Annotated in this window: 20 protein-coding genes and 2 pseudogenes; 6 read left to right on the top strand and 16 right to left on the bottom strand. The window is 59.9% G+C overall.

The window, feature by feature from the left end; genetic code table 11:
- Positions 1 to 90 precede the first annotated feature (90 nt).
- Positions 91 to 414, top strand: a complete 324-nt coding sequence (locus AC07SU_RS22790; protein ID WP_494998292.1) for a DUF2025 family protein — start codon at positions 91 to 93, stop codon at positions 412 to 414.
- Between the two features lie 125 nt (positions 415 to 539).
- Here AC07SU_RS22790 and AC07SU_RS22785 read toward each other — a convergent pair whose 3' ends face one another.
- Both AC07SU_RS22785 and AC07SU_RS22780 read right to left on the bottom strand, forming a co-directional pair.
- On the bottom strand, positions 540 to 863 hold the full coding sequence (locus AC07SU_RS22785; RefSeq protein WP_494998291.1) for an antibiotic biosynthesis monooxygenase family protein: 324 nt from the start codon (positions 861 to 863) through the stop codon (positions 540 to 542).
- Entirely contained in the window at positions 860 to 1,567 is a 708-nt protein-coding gene (locus tag AC07SU_RS22780) for a CTP synthase C-terminal region-related (seleno)protein (protein ID WP_494998290.1), read from the bottom strand. The genes AC07SU_RS22785 and AC07SU_RS22780 overlap by 4 nt, the downstream gene beginning before the upstream one ends.
- Before the next feature lie 80 nt (positions 1,568 to 1,647).
- On the opposite strand from AC07SU_RS22780, the gene AC07SU_RS22775 reads away from it, so the two are divergent.
- Entirely contained in the window at positions 1,648 to 2,529 is an 882-nt protein-coding gene (locus AC07SU_RS22775) for a LysR family transcriptional regulator (RefSeq protein ID WP_494998308.1), read from the top strand.
- Positions 2,530 to 2,629: 100 nt separating this feature from the next.
- On the opposite strand, the gene AC07SU_RS22770 is transcribed toward AC07SU_RS22775, so the two are convergent.
- The 5 genes and pseudogenes from AC07SU_RS22770 to AC07SU_RS22750 form a co-directional block, all read right to left on the bottom strand.
- A complete protein-coding gene (locus tag AC07SU_RS22770) occupies positions 2,630 to 3,148 on the bottom strand; it encodes a DUF1003 domain-containing protein (protein ID WP_176997982.1) in 519 nt (172 codons plus the stop codon).
- Positions 3,149 to 3,224: 76 nt separating this feature from the next.
- A pseudogene (locus AC07SU_RS22765) lies at positions 3,225 to 3,659 on the bottom strand (methyl-accepting chemotaxis protein); the annotation flags it as partial.
- Between the two features lie 114 nt (positions 3,660 to 3,773).
- Positions 3,774 to 4,544 (bottom strand): annotated as a pseudogene (locus AC07SU_RS22760) (PAS domain-containing protein); the annotation flags it as partial.
- Between the two features lie 261 nt (positions 4,545 to 4,805).
- Positions 4,806 to 5,864: a diguanylate cyclase gene (locus tag AC07SU_RS22755; protein ID WP_494998289.1), complete on the bottom strand. Its 1,059-nt coding sequence runs from the start codon at positions 5,862 to 5,864 to the stop codon at positions 4,806 to 4,808.
- A 190-nt stretch (positions 5,865 to 6,054) separates the two neighbouring features.
- Positions 6,055 to 6,681, bottom strand: coding sequence for a TetR/AcrR family transcriptional regulator (locus AC07SU_RS22750; protein ID WP_494998288.1), 627 nt, complete (start codon positions 6,679 to 6,681; stop codon positions 6,055 to 6,057).
- Positions 6,682 to 6,821: 140 nt separating this feature from the next.
- Here AC07SU_RS22750 and AC07SU_RS22745 point away from each other — a divergent pair, with 140 nt between their 5' ends.
- From AC07SU_RS22745 to AC07SU_RS22735, 3 genes are all read left to right on the top strand, one after another.
- On the top strand, positions 6,822 to 7,880 hold the full coding sequence (locus AC07SU_RS22745; protein WP_494998287.1) for an MBL fold metallo-hydrolase: 1,059 nt from the start codon (positions 6,822 to 6,824) through the stop codon (positions 7,878 to 7,880).
- Between the two features lie 109 nt (positions 7,881 to 7,989).
- Positions 7,990 to 8,718, top strand: a complete 729-nt coding sequence (locus tag AC07SU_RS22740; protein ID WP_176997978.1) for a hypothetical protein — start codon at positions 7,990 to 7,992, stop codon at positions 8,716 to 8,718.
- A gap of 141 nt (positions 8,719 to 8,859) precedes the next feature.
- Entirely contained in the window at positions 8,860 to 10,386 is a 1,527-nt protein-coding gene (locus AC07SU_RS22735) for an amidase family protein (RefSeq protein WP_494998286.1), read from the top strand.
- 12 nt (positions 10,387 to 10,398) lie between these two features.
- Here the strand turns inward: AC07SU_RS22735 and AC07SU_RS22730 are convergent, their stop codons facing one another.
- The 7 genes from AC07SU_RS22730 to argH form a co-directional block, all read right to left on the bottom strand.
- Complete coding sequence (locus tag AC07SU_RS22730; protein ID WP_494998285.1) at positions 10,399 to 10,776, bottom strand: helix-turn-helix domain-containing protein; 378 nt, start codon at positions 10,774 to 10,776, stop codon at positions 10,399 to 10,401.
- A gap of 93 nt (positions 10,777 to 10,869) precedes the next feature.
- Positions 10,870 to 11,817, bottom strand: a complete 948-nt coding sequence (locus AC07SU_RS22725) for a hypothetical protein (RefSeq protein ID WP_494998284.1) — start codon at positions 11,815 to 11,817, stop codon at positions 10,870 to 10,872.
- 153 nt (positions 11,818 to 11,970) lie between these two features.
- Positions 11,971 to 13,143 carry an MFS transporter gene (locus AC07SU_RS22720; RefSeq protein ID WP_494998283.1) on the bottom strand — a complete coding sequence of 391 codons (1,173 nt, stop codon included), beginning with the start codon at positions 13,141 to 13,143 and terminating at the stop codon, positions 11,971 to 11,973.
- 137 nt (positions 13,144 to 13,280) lie between these two features.
- Positions 13,281 to 14,102, bottom strand: a complete 822-nt coding sequence (locus AC07SU_RS22715; RefSeq protein WP_176997973.1) for an ABC transporter substrate-binding protein — start codon at positions 14,100 to 14,102, stop codon at positions 13,281 to 13,283.
- Positions 14,103 to 14,127: 25 nt separating this feature from the next.
- The gene (locus tag AC07SU_RS22710) at positions 14,128 to 14,892 is read right to left on the bottom strand and encodes an amino acid ABC transporter ATP-binding protein (RefSeq protein WP_016974699.1); all 765 of its coding nucleotides are present in this window, start codon (positions 14,890 to 14,892) and stop codon (positions 14,128 to 14,130) included.
- Between the two features lie 24 nt (positions 14,893 to 14,916).
- On the bottom strand, positions 14,917 to 15,795 hold the full coding sequence (locus AC07SU_RS22705) for an amino acid ABC transporter permease (protein ID WP_016974698.1): 879 nt from the start codon (positions 15,793 to 15,795) through the stop codon (positions 14,917 to 14,919).
- Between the two features lie 225 nt (positions 15,796 to 16,020).
- Positions 16,021 to 17,448, bottom strand: coding sequence for an argininosuccinate lyase (gene argH, locus AC07SU_RS22700; RefSeq protein WP_494998282.1), 1,428 nt, complete (start codon positions 17,446 to 17,448; stop codon positions 16,021 to 16,023).
- 228 nt (positions 17,449 to 17,676) lie between these two features.
- Between argH and AC07SU_RS22695 the strand changes: the two genes are divergently transcribed.
- A complete protein-coding gene (locus tag AC07SU_RS22695) occupies positions 17,677 to 18,636 on the top strand; it encodes a LysR family transcriptional regulator (protein WP_494998281.1) in 960 nt (319 codons plus the stop codon).
- 210 nt (positions 18,637 to 18,846) lie between these two features.
- Here the strand turns inward: AC07SU_RS22695 and AC07SU_RS22690 are convergent, their stop codons facing one another.
- Positions 18,847 to 19,491, bottom strand: a complete 645-nt coding sequence (locus tag AC07SU_RS22690; RefSeq protein WP_176997970.1) for an HAD-IB family hydrolase — start codon at positions 19,489 to 19,491, stop codon at positions 18,847 to 18,849.
- Positions 19,492 to 19,561: 70 nt separating this feature from the next.
- Positions 19,562 to 20,275, bottom strand: a complete 714-nt coding sequence (locus AC07SU_RS22685; RefSeq protein WP_494998280.1) for an HNH endonuclease — start codon at positions 20,273 to 20,275, stop codon at positions 19,562 to 19,564.
- Positions 20,276 to 20,431: the final 156 nt, after the last annotated feature.

The following is a 20,431-nucleotide window of genomic DNA, read 5'->3' as shown; positions in this document are numbered from 1 at the left end:
GCCGAAGCCGCCCCGTTAGAGGGCGGTCATTCCTGCCACGCGTGTAAACCATCTTTCCAGTCCCAGTGGGACTTTTCAGTGAGGTTTACCATGCGCATCACGTCCGAACTCATCTGCCAGGCCGCCGATCAACTCAACGGTTTTGTCGGCCTGAACCGCAAGACCGGCCACTACATTGTGCGTTTCAGCGAAGATTCCTTCGGCATGGACGTGGCCGATGACGGCATCATCCCCACCGCCGAATTTGTCTGGCTACCGGCCGCCGATCACGCCATGACCTTGTCCCGCGAGCGCATTCAACTGCTGCTGGATCAGAACATCGACGACCGCATCAACATCACCGAGCCGTTGCGGGTGTACATGCGGCGGGTGGAGATCCCGCAGATCAGTGCGTTGCGCAGTTTGGTGAGCTAGAGCGATATTTTATCAAGGTACCTAAAACTCAAACTGTGGGAGCTGGCTTGCCTGCGATGGCGGTGTGACAGCTGATAGATGAGTGACTGACACTCCGCCATCGCAGGCAAGCCAGCTCCCACATTTCAGCTTGCGTTGAAGCTGTAGACGCGTTCGACTTTGCACACGCGGGTTTGAAACGCCGAGTACCAGGTGGCGCGGCCTTTTTCGCGCACCGCCTGGTGTTCGGCCTGCTGTTTCCAGGCCAGGATCGCTGCCTCGCTGCTCCAATACGACACCGTGATCCCCAAACCATCCTCCCGCGCCGACTCTACCCCGAGAAACCCCGGTTGTTCGCGGGCCAGTTCCAGCATGCGCGCCGCCGCCTGGCCGTAGCCGTTATCGCCCTCGGTGCGCAGGGAGCTGAAAATCACTGCGTAGTAGGGCGGGGCCGGTGTATTGGCAATCATGCTGACACCGCCTGGCAGGCCTTGAGCAGTGCAATCGCCAGGGGCGGTGTAATGCCCTTGAGTGCGGCGCGTTCGGGCTGGAACAGCGTGGCGACGAAAAACGGGTGGTCCAGCAGTTCCACGGCGCGCAGGTCGCCGGCCGAGTCGTGCCCGCTGGGAATCAGGTCGCCTTCCAGTAGTGCGGCGGTGAAGTCGGGGTTCATGCCATAACGGCAGCGGTAGCCTTCCTGAAGGTCGAGCGTGCCGTAGGCTTCGGCGATGCGCGTGTAGGGCGCCAGGCGCACAGCGTCGGTCGCCTCCACCAGCGCGCAGGTCAACGGCACGATCACCGCGCGTTTGGCATCGGGGGCTAATTCGCCATGTTCGGCGTCCGCCCAGCCCAGTGCGTTGCGGGCGTATTCCAGCACCGCATGTTGAAAACCGCCGCAGGTGCCGAGGAAAGGGCGCTTCTGTTCGCGGGCAAAACGGATGGCGCGCAAGGCGCCGTCGGTGTCGCGATACGGGCTGGCGGGCACGCACCAGAAACCGTCGAAACCGTGCAAAGCGGCGTTGGACGTCAGTGTGTCGGTGTCGAGCCACTGCAAATGAACGGTCACACCCAGTGCGTCTGCGGCTTGCTTCAGTGCCAGGGGAATGGCCTGGTGCGCGGTGACGCTGGGGTCGTGGTCGCCGATCAAGGCAATGTGCAGGGTGGTGGCTTTCATCAGGTACGTCCCATGGCTTGTTGTGTCCTGGGGCGCACTATAGATTGGCGTTCATGCAATCAAAATTGGCGTTTGCCCACATGCTCAATGCAGTCACGCACTATCAAATCGACTATCCCGACTTATCCTTGATCCTTGCCCTTGTGCGTGGCGGCACACTGGCGCGGGCGGCGGCGTTGTTGCGGGTGGACGTGTCCACGGTGTTCCGCGCGGTGCGGCGGTTGGAGGCTTCGCTGGGCCAGACGCTGTTTGAAAAAAGTCGCGCCGGATACCTGCCCACGAGCCTGGCCAGCAGCCTTGCACAGCAGGCCGAGCGGGCGGAGCAAGCGTTGGAGGCGGCGCGCATTGGCGTCGAACAGGGCGGTGAAGTGATCAGCGGCACGGTGCGCCTGACCTGTACCGACTCAGTGCTGCAGGGTTTGCTGCTGCCGGCGTTGGCGCAGTTCATGCCCGAGTACCCGGCGCTCACGCTGGAGCTGAGCACTTCCAACGATTTTGCCAACCTCAGCCGGCGCGACGCGGATATCGCCTTGCGCCTGACCAAGACCCCGCCCGAGCATCTGGTGGGGCGGTGCCTGGGCACTGTGACCTACCAGGTGTGCGCCAGCCCGGCGTTTGCGCAGCAACATGCGGGCCGGGAATTGGCGGAACTGGCCTGGATCGCACCGGATGATTTTCTGCCTGATCACCCTACAGTGGTTTGGCGCCGCGAACACTTGCCCGGTGTGCGTCCCAGTTATCGCTGCAACAGCATGTTGTCGGTGGCCGAGCTGGTGCGCGGCGGTATGGGGGTGGCGGCGTTGCCGGACTTTTTATTGGGGGATGACCTGCAACCGCTTGGCCCGGTATTGACTGGGCATGACACGGCGTTGTGGTTGCTTACGCGGCCTGATTGCCGGGCGCTGCGTTCGGTGGTGACGTTGTTTGATGAGCTGGCCCGGCACGTACGCGGTTCACTGTAGGAGCCGGCTTGCCGGCGATAGCGGTGTGCCAGGTCATCACGGAATGGCTGACCCACCGTGATCGCCGGCAAGCCGGCTCCTACAGGGGATTGCGGTGTGCTCAGGGTTTGCGCACAAACTGCTCATGCATCTCGCAGGTCAGGGTTTCGATGCGTTCGGTCAGTTGCTTGGTCATTTCCGTCAGGCGGGTGTTCTGTTCCAGCAGTTCCAGCAACTGTTTGGTGGTCTGCGCCGCTTGGGCCTGGCGTTCGGTGTTGGCGATGGCCAGGGCTTCGCGGTGTTGCGCGTCAGCATCGGACTGGGCCTTGTCGCGGGCGGCCTGGCGGGTCTGGGCCAGCAGGATCAGCGGCGCGGCGTAGGCCGATTGCAGGCTGAATGCCAGATTGAGCAGGATGAACGGGTACACGTCAAAGTGCGTGATGCCGGTCATGTTCAGCACCACCCACAGCACCACAATCGCGGTTTGCGCGCCAAGAAAGGTGGGGGTGCCAAAGAAGCGTGCGAAGGCTTCGGCCTTGAGCGCGAAGGTGTCGTTGCCAAAGGTGGGCGCCAGGTGGGCGTGGCCTCGGTGGAAACGCAGGTGGTCGACGGGGGCGGTGTCTGGCTTGTCGGGGGTCATGGCGGGCTCGAATCCTTAGCGTAAAGACAGTTCGCACTATAGACCGGGCCCCCGGGCCAGACACATGAAGATCGGGTCAGTTGCTGCCCCGTTCGTTGGCAAACGCGCTCACGGCTTGCACGGCCTCGCTGGTGCCTTCGCGGATTTGCAGGATCACCGTGCCGGCGCGGTTGGCCAGTTCCACGCCTTGCGCGGCGCGGTCGCGGGTGCCGTCCATGCTGTCGATGGCTTGGCGGGTTTCATCCTGGATCATCGCGATCATGCTGGAAATTTCCGCCGTCGACCCGCTGGTGCGCGCCGCCAGTTGCCGCACCTCATCGGCCACCACCGCAAAGCCACGGCCTTGTTCGCCGGCGCGGGCGGCTTCGATGGCGGCATTGAGGGCCAGCAGGTTGGTCTGGTCGGCAATGCCTCGGATGGTATTGACGATGGCGGTGATCTGCTGCGAACGCTCGCCCAGTTTGGCGATCAGCTGCGAGGAACCGTCGATGTCGGCAGCAATGTCGCGCATGCCGCTGGCGGTTTGCTGGATCACGTCAGCGCCTTTTTCGGCGATGTCCCGAGTGTTGAGTGAGATGTGATAGGCCTGGGCCGCGCTTTGGGCGTCGGCAGCATGTTGTTGCACGCGGGCCGTCACGTCGGAGGCGAACTTCACCACTTTGCACAGGCGCCCGCTGGCGTCGTAAACCGGGTTGTAGTTGGCTTCCAGCCATACGGTCTGGCCGTGTTTATCGACGCGTTCGAACTGGCCGTTGAACAGCTCGCCCTGGTTCAAGCGCTTCCAGAACTCGGCGTAGGCTGCGCTGTTGGCCAGTTCCGGCTTGCAGAACAGACGGTGATGCTGGCCCTGGATCTGCGCCAGGCTGTAGCCCATGCGCTGAAGGAAATTCGCGTTGGCCGTGAGGATGGTGCCGTCGAGGTTGAACTCGATCACCGCCATGGCACGGTCGATGGCGCCAAGCTTCGCGTTGGCTTCGCTTTCGGCCTGCAGGCGCGGGGTGACGTCCATGGCGTACTTCACCACTTTGATTACTTGGCCTGCGTCGTCGCGTACCGGGTTGTAGCTGGCTTCCAGCCACACCGACTGACCGTCGCCGGCCACCCGTTCAAAGGTGCCGGACTGGAACTGGCCGTTACGCAGTTGCGTCCACAGCTGGTTGTACTCGGCGCTGCGGGCAAAGGCGGGCGTGCAGAACATCCGATGGGGCTGGCCCAGGATCTGCTCGGCGCGGTAGCCCAGGGTCTTGAGGAAGTTGTCGTTGGCCCGCAACACGTTGCCGTGCAGGTCGAATTCGATGACCGCCATGGAGCGCTCGATGGCCTCCAGCAGGCTGGTTTGCTGGGCGTTGGCTTGTTGCAGGGTACTGATGGTTTTCTTGTGGGCGTTGAATAGCATATTCGAGGGCTCGGACAACCACGCGACTGAGGTATCCATGACGATCGCCTGCCCCCGTACGGCCCTTGGCCTTACGGTTGACGTGCTCATTGCCAGCTTCCTTGTGCTGACAGAGGGGGTGGAACAACGGGGTGAGAGTCGTGCGAGCTGTCAGAAGTTCTGCCCCGGAGCGGGGCTTTCAGCAGAAGGCGACCAATGGCGGCATTATGCTATCGCCACGGGCGCGAGTCGGATAATTCAGACGAGATGTTGTAGGACGACTCAGGCCGAGTGGGCGACCGCGTAGTCGCTGACATTCACCCGGTTGCGGCCGGTGTCCTTGGCGGCGTAGAGCGCACGGTCTGCGGCATTGAGCCACTCGGCGGCATCGCTGAAGAAGGGCTGGAAGTCCGCCAGGCCGATGCTCAGGCTCACGCGCAGCTCGGGAATCTGCGGGTTGCTGTAATTGCCGAATGTTTCGCGCATGTGTTCCATCACCCGCGCGGCTTCTTCGAGGGGCATTTGCGGAAGAATCACACAGAACTCGTCGCCACCGTAACGTCCGGCTAGGTCGTTTTCACGCAGGTGCAGGCGCAATTCCTGGCTCAGTTGTTTCAGCACCGCATCGCCGACGATATGCCCGTGGGTGTCGTTGATCTGCTTGAAGTGGTCGATGTCGATCAGGGCGATGGTGGCCTGGCCTTGTTGCTGCTGGCACTTGTGGAACTTGAGATTGAGCAGGTCTTTCCACGAGCCATGGTTGAGCAGGCCGGTGAGGCTGTCGATGCGGCTCAGGGCACTGAGGGCACGCTTGTGTTCCGACAGTTTGATCGCCAACTGGTAGCAGACCATGCCGATCGCCATCGGATAGAGCGTCAGCATCGGCAGGCAGGTGTAGACCTGGGTCAGGCTGACGTTGGGGTTGAACTTGAACCCGAACAACGCGCAGGCCACGACCATCCCCGCGCCCTGGGCCAGCAGCCCACGCAGGAACAGGCGCTTGCCGCCGGCTGCAACGTTGTTCATGGTCATCATCGACAGGATGGTCACGGCCGTCAGGGGCGTGAACTGCGTGGCGGCGGTCCAGAAACCACCGAACAACGAGTCATAAAGCAGGTTGCGTTGTTCAGCCTGGTAGGGAAATTCCGAGCGGGCTGCCACCTGGTACGCCACGTGGGCCCAGACATAGCCGTTGAACAGCAGGAACGCCCACACCCAGCCCGGCACCGCCAGGGGATATAAAGCACCGATGACACTGATGCAGCCGATACCCAGGCCGATGATCCTTGGCTTGTAGATACGCCTGGCAAATGAAAGCCCTTTGCCTCGTCTGTTTTCCATAGTGTCCTGGGTCAGCTCTTTTTTGCAGGTACGACAGCGTGCGTTAGCGGGTAGAACCGTTGATCGGATAATAGGTGTGAATATTGTCAGTTATTCGCGAGGGAATAATCAGTGTCCTTCCAGGCCATTTGCGCTGCGCGGTGGGCGAATACGCAAAAAACGACCTGGAATGTCGTTCCTGCAACAGGATTTACAGCGGGGAGGGCGTGCGCACTTCATAGCCGGCCAGGAACAGGTCGATCGCCGATTCAATCACACTGGCCTGGCCTGCTGCGTCGAGGGGCGGCTGGCCGAGGGTGATCTGTGGCCAGAACGCGAACGCCTTGAGCAGGCTTTGAATCTGGTGGGCGGCAAAGGCCGGGTCGGTGCAGTTGAGGCGGCCATCTTGCTGTGCGGCCCGCACCCATTGGGTAAAGCCTTCCTCGCGCTTGCTCAGGCGGGTGACCATGTCTTGTGCGCGTTCCGGCGAATGGATGGTGGCGGCAATCGCAACACGGGCCAGGTCGAGGAAGTTGGCGTCCGCCATCATCTGCATCTTCGCTTGCAGTAAGCCGCGCAGTTGGTCGCGCAGGGGGCGTTCGCTGGTGTAGCTGACGTCCAGCTGGGCGACGCTGCTGGCCCAGAGTTGATGGAGGATTTCGGCGAACAACTCTTCCTTGCTGGGGAAGTGGTTGTAGACCGTGCGCTTGGAAACGCCCGCCGTTGCGGCAATCTTATCCATGCTGGTGACCTCGAACCCGTTCGCCCGAAACTCGGCGATGGCAGCGGCCACGATGGCTTCGCGTTTACGGTCGGTGAGGCGTAGGGGGGCAGTCATGGATAACATTCGGCTCTGAGAGGAAATTACACTCGGTAGTTTACTTGCTCCGGCTTTTGTTGCAATCTAGAAACTACACTGTGCAGTGTAACTCATGCGCACAGCGTAATTTGTGAGCGGACCCCAGGAGTCACTCTGCAATGGCTACGATTTCATCCCGTCTCGACCCTTCGCCCGCCGCGCTCAAACCCGCCGAGCAGGACCAAGGGCATTTCACCAACGATGCCCCCGTGCAGCATGGCGGCTTTGGCAAGACGTTGCGTATTTTCTGGAACATGCTGTTCAACAAGCCGCGCACCACCCGGCCTGTGGGCAACATTCCGGTACAACCGCTGACGCGTGAGCAACTGCTGGCGGCCCCGGATCACAGCGTGTTTCGCCTTGGGCATTCCACCGTGCTGCTGAAAATGCGCGGCAAATTCTGGGTGACCGACCCGGTATTTGCCGAACGTGCCTCGCCCTTCAGCTGGGCTGGCCCCAAGCGTTTTCACCAGCCGCCCATCAGTCTTGAAGAATTGCCGGCACTGGAGGCGGTGATCCTTTCCCACAACCACTACGACCATCTTGACCGCAAGGCCGTGATTCAATTGGCCGACAAGACCCGTTACTTTCTGGCGCCCCTGGGTGTGGGCGACACCTTGGTCAAATGGGGCGTCGATGCGAGCAAGGTTCGGCAGTTGGATTGGTGGCAGGGCACCGAGGTGGATGGCATTCGTTTTGTTGCCACGCCTGCGCAGCATTTTTCCGGGCGTGGCCTGTTCGATGGCAACCAGACCTTGTGGTGCTCCTGGGTGATGATCGACGGTGCGCGGCGCATCTTCTTCAGTGGCGATACCGGTTATTTCGACGGTTTCAAACGCATCGGCGAGCAGTACGGGCCGTTTGATCTGACGCTGATGGAAACAGGTGCTTACAACGTCGACTGGCCCCATGTGCACATGCAGCCGGAGCAGACCCTGCAAGCGCATATCGACCTCAAGGGCCGTTGGTTGCTGCCGATTCACAACGGCACATTCGACCTGGCGTTTCACGCCTGGCATGAACCCTTCGACCGTATCATGGCGCTGGCGTGGGAGCGCAACGTGTCGATCACCACACCGGCAATGGGCCAGGCGTTCAGCTTGAACCAACCCGAACGTGGCCGGGCATGGTGGCTGGAGGTGGAAAATCCGGGTGTGGAAGAGCGTGTAGCAGGCTGATCACGGCGCTCCAGGAAAAAAGGCAATTTCAAGGTGTTTCAGGCCTACGACAAGCGCCGGAAGAGGGTGCGATGATCCCCGGAAAGTCATTTTCCGGGGGCAGGTTCTGATGAATGAAGAATGTAAGAAATATTGGCGAGTGGGTCTGGCTTGCCGACCGGGGCAACCCCTGTCATCGACGATGGAGCACTCGTTGACGACTCCGGGCGCGCACGGGCTTTCAGGCGAAAGTGTTAGCCCAACTGCCATCGCCTTTGGTGTGCAAGCCAAGGGCTGCGTGCCCATTCCCGGGTATGACGCACCAGCGCTTCCTCTCAAACCTCCCCGTGACCCTTCGTTATCACTGATCGCCCTGAGTGGCGTCGACCCTTCCGGGCCGGTGATGGTGGAAGTACCTCTGGTGCAGAACAACACGACCTTTACGCCCTCACAGACCCTGGCAGACAGGCGTTTGGGATTTGCCGACCGCTGGGTGCGTGGTCATGAATATGAGCCGATCCAACACAGTGCCGCGTTCCTGAACGCGCTGGGCATCTTGCGTCGCGCTGGGGCGCAACTGGTGGCCGTGCCCGCCCAGCGGCCCGACGAAACCTTGCGCGTTACCCAACAGACTTACAACGAAATCGATGCCCATGTGAGCGAATATCGCTTGGACGCACTTGTGTCCGATAGCCACAACGCTGCGTTTCTTACGGCCTGTTGGAACGGCTATCCGCGTGTTGGTGAGCCACTGGGTGAGGGGCAGACATTGTGGTTCTACGGGACGCGCTGGTCCGGGGATGCGTTGGTGGCGGTAATGCAGACGTATCGCAGGGTTTGTTGTCTGTCAGACGTTTAGGGATAGCACACACACCGCAGTGAACAATCCCACGCATTGGACTATTCGCGTCTTGCAGCCGGGAAGGAGGAGCCTTTTTAGACTGGCACCCGGACCCACAGGGGCCCTTCGTTGTTTCTTACCCTTCCCGAGAGGTGCTTCATGTTTGGCATTAGTCCAGTTGTTGTCGGTGCATTTGTTCACCTCGCTGCTCTTTCAAAACGCCCCCTTACGCTTGCGGCGCCTCCCAAACCCGTGCCGCCTGGAACCGAGTACGCCAGTGTGAGTGAATTGCGCGAGCAAATGAGCAAGCCTGGCGCAATGACCTCGGTTGATCTGGTCTACCACCTGCAGGAACGTATTCGTCAGCAAAACCCCGAATTGAATGCCGTCATTGAACTCAACCCCCACGCGCTGGAAGACGCGCGCAGGTTGGACCGTGAGCGTGCCGAGGGCAAGGTCCGCGGGCCTCTGCACGGCATCCCCGTCTTGATCAAAGACAACGTCGAGACAGAAACCATGCAAACCAGCGCAGGGGCTTTTGGCCTGGTGGGGGAGGCAGCCGGCAAGAATGCACCGCTCGTCCAGTATTTGCTTGACCAGGGCGCGGTGATCATCGGTAAAACCAACCTGACTGAGCTGGCCGGTTTTCGCGGTGGTGCCGATGGCTGGAGCAGTCGTGGCGGGCAAACCCGTAACCCGCACCACCGGGATGCCGATGTTGGCGGGTCCAGTTCCGGATCGGCCGCAGCGGTTGCCGCCGGCCTGGCGCCCCTTGCGCTGGGGACAGAGACCAACGGTTCGATCATCGTGCCCGCGGCGCTCAATGGCGTGGTGGGGCTCAAGCCCAGCGTCGGCTTGCTGGACCGCAACGGCATTATCCCCGCCAGCCGTCATCAGGACGTGCCGGGGCCTATGGCGCGCTCGGTGTTTGATGTCGCGTTGATGCTCAATGCAATGTCAGGTCGTGACCCCAAGGATCCGGCCAGCGTCGGCGCCCCCGAACGTATCGACTACACCAAGGCGCTCGTTCCGGGAGCCTTGATCGGCAAACGCATTGGTTATCCCGCCCATTTTGTCGTGGCGGGCAAACTGGAACCCGTGGCTGACAGTGCACAGTTCACCCAGACCCTGAAGGTGCTCAAGGACGCGGGTGCGATCCTCGTGCCGGTAAATGTGCGAATAGCCGACGCCTCTGGGTACGGGGATTTGCTGTTCTCGGGTGCGAAAGAAGAGATGAATACGTATTTGAGGCAACGCTCCGGTTTGCCGGTCAAGTCGCTGACTGAACTGATCAAGTTCAACGACGAACGCGATGGGACAGAAACCGATCATCAGCCGACGCTGCGGCAGGTTGATGACTCGACCCTAACGCCTGAAGAGCGTGCGGCGAAATGGAGCGTATTGATCAAGGATTTTCGCGATACGGTGGATCAGCCGATCGAACAGGAAAACCTGGATGCCATGGTGGCAGATTTCGAAACCGGTACTTACTTTGGCGTAGCCGCAGCAGGTTACCCGGGCATTGCTGTGCCCTCCGGTACCCATGAGGACGGACTGCCGACCAGCGCATACTTCTTCGGTACCCGCTGGTCTGAACCTGCGTTGCTGGCCGTGGCCCATGGCTATGAGCAGGCGGCCAAGACTTCTGTCAAACCGATGCGCCGGGCGTTGCAGCAGCAGGCTTGAGAATGACGCCGGCTATGCACCATTCGGTTGAGGGTTTTGGGGATCAAAGGACGCTGTTGAACCCATCAGCCGCGAAATGATGCCCTGGGCGGCAGGCTCGGTTGGTGCACTGTCGAATCGGCGTGCACTCATTCCCCACCCCGGCGCAAACCCGGGGAAGAACACCAGCCCTTCAGCCTCCAGGCGAAACGCCATGGCCAGGCGGGCGTCATCGTCCACATCACCCTGGCTTTCAAACTGTTGAACCGTGTTCACCGCTACACCGGCCTGGCGGGCCAGGTCTTCACGGCTCCAACCCAGCATCGCGCGGGCCTGCACGCTGTGCTTGGCGGTGAATTGGTGCAGGACAATCTGTTGTTCTACAAAAGAGCTCATTGCCAGAGAGGACATGGGGGTTCTCCAGGAGTGGTCGGGGAGGACAAACTATACTGTGTTTTTGTACAGTTGTTTTGACCGCTCATCAACTGGATTCTTAAAACCCCACTATTCCAGCCCCGGCGCTTCCCGGATGATCAGGTGATCCAGGTTCTCGATATTGGCGCTGAACACACCAAACGTCTGCTCGGGGTTTTTCTTGCTGGGCACTTGCTTGAGTTCAGGCGTCACGCCGTAGAAAAAGCAGTAAAGGGCGCGCTCGCTGTCCACCGCCGCCTTGATCTGCTCCAGGAAAGCCGTGCGCTTGCGGTAGTTCTCGATGAGTTTTTTGCTCAGGTAGACATTCACCGAATAGGGCTTTTTGTCGAGCCACACCTTTTTTTCGAAGTCGATGCGAAAGCTGCTGGTGTAGTCCTTGATCGCCTTGATCTTGCCCCAGTAGATCAGCCCTTTGTTGTCCTGCAGGTATTCGATCTTCTTGAAAAACGTCCAGTAGGTGGCGGTGTGGTCGCCGATCTTCAACGGCATGGACTTGAGCTTGTCCTTGTCGTCGATATTCGACACGTAGCATTCCACCGGGTGGGCGAACACGCTGGTCTTGTCGGGCGTGGTGTCGTTTGCGCTGTAAGAGGTGGCGGCGCGGTTCGAAGGTGCTCTCGCTGGCTCATGTGGGACGCTGCCTTCGGTGCCGGTCAGCGGTGCCTTGCGCTCGTACTGACGCCGAGTGAGCACAAATTCCGACGGGAAATTGTCCTCGCGTTCGTCATCTCCTTCACCCGTCGCCGTCTTGTGGCTGCTGGCGTAGCGGCAGCCGTCGATATGCCGGGTGCTGGTCTTGTTCTTGAAGTGGGGTGTGCGCTGGTAATTGACGTTCTTGGCGTTGAACGTGCTCAGCGCATTGTCGGTGTCGAAGGCCGCGCGGCATTCGTCGTTGGGGCACAGGAAGCGGTCCTTGTCGGAATCGAAAGCGGCGGTTTCGTCGAAATTCAGGTCTCGTACGTCATAGATCGATAGCTTGTCGTCGAGAGTCAGGCTGTAGGCCGTGTCGAATTTCATGGGGCTCGGGTCCGTGAGATGAATAGCCGGATACTACGCACATATCAGCCATTTCGGAGATCAAATTGTAGGAGCCGGCTTGCCGGCGATGCAGGCAACTCGGTCTTTCAGTTACACCGCGGCGATGCTATCGCCGGCAAGCCAGCTCCTACATTAGATGTGGTTCGCAGCTACCCGCCGCCCGGCCAGAAAGCACAACGTCCCACCCACTGCTGTGAGTCCGCCCAGCGCATAGAACATCGCCGTTGGCGCCGCATGGATCAACAGATACCCACAAATCACCGGGCTCAGCGCCCCGCCAAACGCCGCCAGGTTTTGCGCGCCGTAATAACTGCCGCGCAGCGACTCGGGGGCGAGGGTGTCGATGAACAGGAATTCTGAAGGGAAGATGATCATCTCGCCCAGGGTGAACACGAACATCGCCACACACCACGAGAGCAGGCTGTCGGCCTGGCTGAAACCGATCAGCCCAGCGATGAACAGCGCCGTGCCCAGCAAGATCCAGTAGCGCAACTGCTCACGCTTGAGGAACCGGCCGATCTGGTATTGCAGCAGCATCACCGTAATGGCGTTGCAGGCGAGGATGGCGGACAGGATTTTCAGTGCATCGTCCGGGTTGTGAATCACCAACAGAAACTGCGACAGGTACAGGGTGTAGCGGCCGTACACGATGGTGCTCAACAGGCTGCCACTGGTGAACAGGACCAGGCTGCGGTCGTTGCGCAGGGTTCTGAGGGTGGTGAGAAAGCTCAACGGTTTGGTGCTTTCATCACGCTGGGTCGGCGGAATGCCGATCATCAGGAACACGCTGACAAACGCGATGGCGCTGGACAGCATGAACGGCAGCAGTGGCATTTGCCCGGCAATCACCACGCCCACCATGGGGCCGGTGGCGTAACCGATGTTGGTGAGGGTGTAGCGTAGGGAAAACACCTTGGCGCGTTGGTCGACCGGTAGGTTCTCGCTGATGATCGCCTTGGAGCCGATCAGGAACAGGGCAGACGCCGACTCGGTGATCACCAGCGTCAAGGTGGTGAGGTAGAGGTTGGTGGCAAAGGTCAGTAACAGAAAACCGATGGAGCTGGAGAGCATTGCCAGGATCAGCAGCTTGCGTTTTTCCATGCGATCGATGACGTAGCCGCCATACAGGCCCATCAAGGTAGCGGTGAACACCGCGATGCCCATCAGCAAACCGATGTCTTGCTGGTTGAGGCCCAGGCGGTTGCTCAGTAGCAGGGTCATCAGCGGGCTGGTCATGGCTCGGCTGATCACGATGGTCAGCGAGCAGATCATCAGGCGGCGGATTACCAGGGAGTAAGTGGCCACGGTGGGGGCGAGCGTCCTTATTCAAGCAATTGCACAATTCCCCTGTAGGAGCCGGCTTGCCGGCGATGGCGCCATCTGAATCGATGCAGGTCTCAGGGGCCTCATCGCCGGCAAGCCGGCTCCTACGGGGTTTTGGGTTATTGGCCGGAGTTGATGGTGATTTTTTCTACCGCACCTTGCTCCAGATCCCACTTCTTCAGGATCTTGCCGTAGGTGCCGTCATCGATCATGCCCTGCAACGCCTCGCTGATCGCAGTGACAAGCTCAGTGTTGCTCTTCTCGATCCCCAGCCCGGTAAACTGCTTGGAAAGCGCCAGGCCCACCGGCTTGTATTTACCCTTGTCCAACGACATCAGGTACGGAATGGTTTCGCTGCCCTGCATCGCCGCATCCAGGCGGTTCTGCTGCAACTGTGCCCGCGCGTCCGCCGAGCCTTCGGTGCCGATCACCACGATGGCCGGCTTACCGGCGGCTTCGCAGTTTTCCTTGCTCCACGCGGCAATTTCCGACGGCCAGGTGGTGCGACGGCTGGTGCCGACTTTTTTACCGCACAGGTCAGTCAATTCCTTGAGGTCTTCACGCTTGGCCAGGGTGTAGAGCTGCGGGCCGCTGGTGAAGTAGTCGATGAAGGTCACCGCCTTTTGGCGCTCGGCGGTGTCGCTCATGCCCGACAACACGATGTCCACGCGCTTGGTGGTCAGGCCGCTGAGCATCTGCTCGAAGCCGGTTTCCTGCCACTTGATCTTCACACCCAGGCGCTCGGCCAGGGCGTTGCCCAGGTCGAAATCCAGGCCGGTGAGTTGGTTGGTGGCGGTGTCCTTGAAATCCATCGGCGGGTAGTTCGGCACGATGGCCGCGCTGATCTCACCCTTGTCCTTGATTGCCGCCGGCAATGCCGCGAAAACAGCGGAGGAGGCCATCAGGCCTGCGAGCAACGTTGGGATAAACAATTTTTTCATGGGGGCGTTCTCGTTTGTTTTTTAGTTAAGTGCGAACGGCAGAAATAAAGCTTTGGGTACGCGGGTTTTGTGGGCTTATTAGAATTTCTTCGGGGCTGCCGGCTTCCACAATCTGGCCGGCATCCATGAACACCATGCGGTTGGACACTTCGCGGGCAAAGCCCAATTCGTGGGTGACCACGATCATGGTCATGCCCGTGGTGGCCAAATCACGCATCACCGACAGCACTTCGCCTACAAGCTCCGGGTCGAGGGCTGACGTGGGTTCGTCAAACAGCATCAACTTGGGGCGCATCGCCAATGCACGGGCAATCGCTACACGTTGTTGCTGGCCGCCCGACAGCTCGACCGGGTAGGCGTTGCGCTTGTCCGCCAAGCCGACGCGGGCCAGCAATTCCAGCGCATCTTCGGTGGCTTCCTTGGGCGAGCGCTTGAGCACCTGACACGGGCCTTCGATGATGTTCTGCAACACGGTCATGTGCGGGAACAAATTGAAACGCTGGAACACCATGCCGGTGGCCAGGCGCTGACGGGCGATCTGCGATTCGTTCATCTCGTGCAGCTTATTGCCAACGACGCGGTAACCCACCAGTTCGCCGTCGACCCACAGGCCGCCCTTGTCGATCTTTTCCAACTGGTTGACGCAACGCAGCAAGGTGCTTTTACCGGAACCCGACGGGCCGATGATGCACATCACTTCGCCTTGCTCGACCTCGATATTGATGTCGCGCAGCGCGTGATACTGGTCGTAATACTTGTTCAGGTTGACGGCCTTGACGATGCTTCTCATGGGGCAAATCTCCTCAACCCAGACTTACGAACGCTTGCCGGCGCCGCGGGCAAAACGACGCTCAAGGCGGCTTTGACCAAATGAAAGAACAGTCACCACCGCCAGGTACCAGATGCCGGCCACGATCAGCAGCTCCATGACCCGTGCGTTGGCGTAGTAGATGTTTTGTGCGTTGTGCAGCAGCTCCGAATACTGGATCACGCTGGCCAGGCTGGTCATTTTCACCATGCTGATGAACTCGTTGCCTACGGGCGGAATGATCACGCGCATCGCCTGGGGCAGAATCACCCTACGCAGCGCTTGCAGGCTCGGCATGCCGATGGACTTGGCGGCTTCGTACTGGCCGGTGTCTACGGAGAGCAGGCCGGCGCGCACCACCTCGGCGGTGTACGCGCCCTGGTTGATACTCAGGCCCAGCAGGGCGGCCACGAACGGCGTCATCAGGTCGACGGTGTCGATGCTGAACAGGCCGGGAATCGCGATCACCGGGAAGATCAACGCCAGGTTGAACCACAGCAGCAGTTGCAGGATCAGCGGCGTGCCGCGAAACAGCCAGGTGTAGGTGATGGCCACGTAGCGCAGGATCGGGTTGGCCGACATGCGCATGATCGCCGTGATCACGCCGATCACCACGCCCAGCGCCATGGCCAGGATCGACATGACGATGGTGTTCACCAGGCCCCAGAGGATGGCCTCGGACGTGAGGAACTGACCGATGTAGGACCATTCGATCTGGCCGTTGGCGAATGCCCGCAACAGTGCGGCCAATACGATCACGATCAACGTGGCGAAAAACATCCGCCCGTAATAGCGACGCGGCACGTGTTCGTACTGCGTGATATCGAACTGGTTCTCGGACAACTTGCGCTCGGCTTCCAAGCGCTCTGCCGGGGTTTGGTTCATGGTGATTCTCCGAAACAACGATCAATCTAAAGACATGCGCCCCTCTGTAGGCGCCCGGCTTGCCGGCGATGGTGGCCTCAAGGACGCCATCGCCGGCAAGCCGGGCTCCTACAAGTACGGGTTAAATCTCAACCTGTGGGAGCTGGCTTGCCTGCGATGGCGATTTTGTGGACGCTATCGCTGCGGTGCGACGATTCGACAAGCCGGGCTTCTACAGGGGGTGGGTCAAATTCGGAAGCCTGTGTAGCTGTCAGCCCATTGCTGCTGAGCCGCCAGCGCCGTTTTCAACCGATCAATCTGCTCCTTGACCCGCTCCGGCGCCGTACCACCCCAGCCACTGCGCGCTGCAATCGCCGCTTCCAGGGTCAAGCAGTCACGCACCTCGGGCGTCAGCCGCGCATCCACCTCCGCCAACATCGCCGGCGAGGCTTCCCACAACTCGATCTCATGCTTCTCACAGGCCTGTACCAAGGCGCCGGTAATCTCATGCGCCTCTTTAAATGGCACACCTCTTGTGGCCAACCAGTCCGCCACCTCGGTCGCCAAGGTAAAGCCCATCGGCGCCTGGCGCCGCAGCTCTTCCACCTGCACCTTCATGGTCGCCACCATCCCGGCCATCGCCGGCAGTACCAGCAACAGGGTGTCCACACTGTCGAGCACGCTGTGCTTGTCTTCACTCAAATCGCGGTTGTAGGAAAGTGGTAACGACTTGAGCGTCGACATCAACCCGGTCAGGTTGCCAATCAACCGCCCAGCCTTGCCCCGCGCCAACTCGGCAATGTCCGGGTTCTTCTTCTGCGGCATGATCGAGCTACCGGTCGCGTAGGCATCGTCCAGCACCACCCAACGAAACTGGCGCGACGACCACAGGCAAAACTCTTCGGACAGGCGTGAAATATTCACCCCGAGCATGCCTGCCACAAACAGGAACTCCGCCACATGGTCGCGGCTGGCGACGGCGTCGATGGAGTTTTCGCACGGCCCGGTGTAACCCATTTCCTTGGCCGAATGCTCAGGCATACGCGCAATCGCGGAACCGGCCATGGCCGCTGCACCCAACGGCGACAGCGCCGTGCGCGCATCCCAATCCACCAGGCGCTGCACATCGCGCAACATCGACTGGGCATGGGCGAGCAAGTGGTGGGCAAACACAATCGGCTGCGCCTGCTGCAAGTGCGTGAAGCCCGGGCAGATGCTCTGCACATGTTGCTCGGCTTGCGCCACCAACGCCTGCTGCAACCCCAACACCTCGGTGGTGATGGTGCGCGCATGGTCACGCAGGAAAAGGCGCAGATCATTGGCGGTCTGGTCGTTGCGCGAACGCCCGGCACGCAGCTTGCCGCCCAGGGCGCCGAGGCGCTCGGTCAATACGCGTTCGATGAAGGTGTGCACGTCCTCGTCATCCAGCGTCGGATGCAGATTGCCGGCGGCGAAGTCTGCACCGATACCGTCCAAGGCCTCCAGTGTGCGTTGAGTTTCCGACTCATCCAGCAAACCGGCGCGCTGCAGCTCACGGGCATGGGCGCGGGAGCCGGCCAGGTCGTAGGGCGTCAGGCGGAAATAGCGCTCAGGGCAACGCGACAACGCGGCCAGTGCAGCAGACGGGCCGGTCTTGAAACGAGCGCCCCAAAGGCGGTCGGTGGGCTGGGACATGGGTGTTCCTCACGCTTGTTTTTAGAAGAGTCGGAGGCAGTCAAAACGTAAAAAGTCCTGATCGTAGTGTCAGGTTTTGCCGGGCGTTAAATCAGCCTCTGTGTGCTGTTCAACCCGCTATATTCAAGGTTGCCAAGGGCCGATGTTTACGGCCATTATCGCCGCCTGGCTATGTTCAAGGATTGGGTTCAAGCCTGTTGAATATGGCACTTGAGGTCAACGCGTATTATGGAAACCCCACTTTCCACTTCTGGAAACATACCGCCCAAACCCGGCACGCGACCGCCCCTGCAACTGAGCGGGCTGGACTTCAAATTGCTGCGCGTGTTCATGGCCGTGGTCGAAGCCGGCGGCTTCAGCGCCGCGCAAAACGAGCTGAACGTGGGCCTGGCGGCCATCAGCAAACAGATCTCCGACCTGGAAATCCGCATTGGCATGCGCCTGTGTACACGGGGCCGGGAAGGTTTTGGGCTGACCGAAGAAGGCAAGCTGGTGTATCAGGCGTCCATCGAGTTATTCACCTCGGTAGACAGTTTTCGCGACAAGCTTAGTTCGGCGCAAAATGAGCTTATTGGCGACCTTAGTGTGGGTGTTATTGATAACACTGTGTCTGACGTTAATTCCCCGCTCATTGCGGCGCTGGGGAAATTACATAGCGAATCGCCGAAAATTAGATTGCGCTTACATGCCTCGCAACTGGACGAAATTGAGCGCGGTGTAGTGGAGGGGCGCTTGATCGTTGGTATCGTGCCCGTGTACCAGCGCCGTGAAGAATTCGACTATTTCCCGCTGTACGAGGAAAAAGCCCACGCCTACTGCGCCGTAGGCCATCCGCTGTTCAATGCGAGTGAAATAACACCGGACGTGCTGCGCCACTACGAAGTGGTAAACCATCGCTATGCGATCCACCGCGACAAGGCCAACTTCGTCACTTACGACAGCCAGTCCGCCTCGGCCTCACAAGTGGAAGCCGTCGCGATTCTGATCCTCACCGGTCGATTCGTCGGTTTCCTGCCCGAGCACTATGCAATACCGTTGGTAAGGGAAGGGCGCCTACGCGCACTGTGCCCGGAGCAAGTCCACCTGAGCACAGTCTTCAACCTGATCCTGCGTCACAACGCCCCGCGCAGCCCGATGGTAAAGGCCTTCGCCACCGCCTTGGGCGTAGACCTCAAGGCCGCCACATAAACACCGCCGAACACAGATCAACAAGCTGACAAAGCTCAAATGTGGGAGTTGTCGAGCCCCAGCGAGGCTACGAAGGGATCGACACGGTCCACCTGCTAAAACCATGCCTCTGCATCAACCCCGACACCGCTCAAAAGGTGGGAGCTCTCGAGCCCCAGCGAGGCAGCGATGGGATCGCCTCGGTCCACCTGGCAACCCCACCCACTCGCATCACCCCTGCAACCGAGCCCGCTTCTTCTTCGAATGAAAATGCCGAAAATGCGCATCCTGCGCTGCCGCCAACAACTCCCGATCCCCACGCGTATCGCCCCAGGCCCTGAGCCGATACTCGCCCAAATCCCCATACACCGCCTCAAGCCGCAGCACCTTGTTCTCACAGCGGCAATTATTCCCGGTGAGCTTGCCGGTCAACACCCCGTCCACCACCTCAAGCTCAGTGCCAATCAACTTGATCCCCAGCCGATCGGCAAACGGCTGCAACACCAACGCCGGCGACGCCGAACACAGCGTCACCACCGCGCCGGACTTCACCTCATCCGCCACCGACTGCAAGCCCGTCGGCCGCATCAACCGTGGCCACGTCTTCTGGCAATACGCCTGCGCCTTTTGCTGAACCCACGCCTTCTCCACCCCCGTCATAAAGGTGCGGATCAACTGCGCCTTCAACTCATCCCGGCTGATCTGTCGCACCAAAAAACGCAGCCCCGGCACTGCCAGCTTGAGCATCCGGCCGTAAAACTCCCCAGGGCCAAAGGCGAATTTGAGGAAGGGCACGAAACTGTCGTGGTGGGTCAGGGTGCCGTCGAAGTCAAAGACGGAAAGTACTTTGGCGTCAGCGGGGCCGGCTTCGAGCATGTCTGGGTTCACGGGGGGCCTCGGTCCAATCTAATCATTTGGGTGATGCATCAGCTGTGACAACAGGAATTTACTCCCGTATCAATCGACTGATTCTCGAATAAAGCCCAGCGGTAAAAGCCTCCCGATCATTTGAAAGGTGGCAACGCCGATGGCAATTGGGGCACAAGGCTACAGCATTGGAGGTGCTATCCGAACCTTTCTGGGCGAGATGCTTGACGTGGTGTACTTCAAGAAATGGCTGACCGTCGACCTCAAACGGTGCATTGGTGTTGCAACCTTCGCAAATGCCCTTGGCTTCTTTAAGCACCCAAGCGCGCACTCTCGGGTCGCGAACGAAGGACGTGCTGACGCTGGCAACCTTCAGTGGCTGCGCAATGCCTTCAGGCACTTTATGAAAGGTTTGCTTTTGTAGTTTGGACGCTCGGCGAATGAGTGTTTGCTCATCGGCGGTTTGGGCTGTTTCATCTGATTCAAAGACACCTTGGGCATTGAGCGCCTGTCGAATACGCAGCTCAACGCCTGTGCCCACGTTCTTCGCAGGCTTGTAACCCTCGATGCGATCCTGCCCCATGCGGACAAGAACGGTTGAGATATTTTGCATACGAAATTCGATGGAGCCTTTCGCCCGCCCAGCCACTGGACCTTCGCGTAGCAGGCGGTTTTCATGGGCTTTATTGAAGGGCTGGTCGTTCTGCTCACACGCCAACATCTTTAAATAGGCCGATACCGCCGCTGCCAGCTCAGCATCACTCCAATCCGTTTTGTCTTTCGTAATATCCATACAGCCGCCGAGGGTAGAAAACCCACGGACGATACTAAGTGGCCATTAATGCGTCTACGAAATTTCCTACACTGAAGGTGGGCAGCAGCTTATTTTCTTTTTCTCATAAAAAAGCCCCGGGAGTTTCCCCAGGGCTTTTCTGTGGTGCAGAGCTTG

It is taken from the genome of Pseudomonas sp. GW821-FHT05H12, from assembly GCF_059419385.1.
This window is presented reverse-complemented; position numbering and strand designations above follow the sequence as displayed.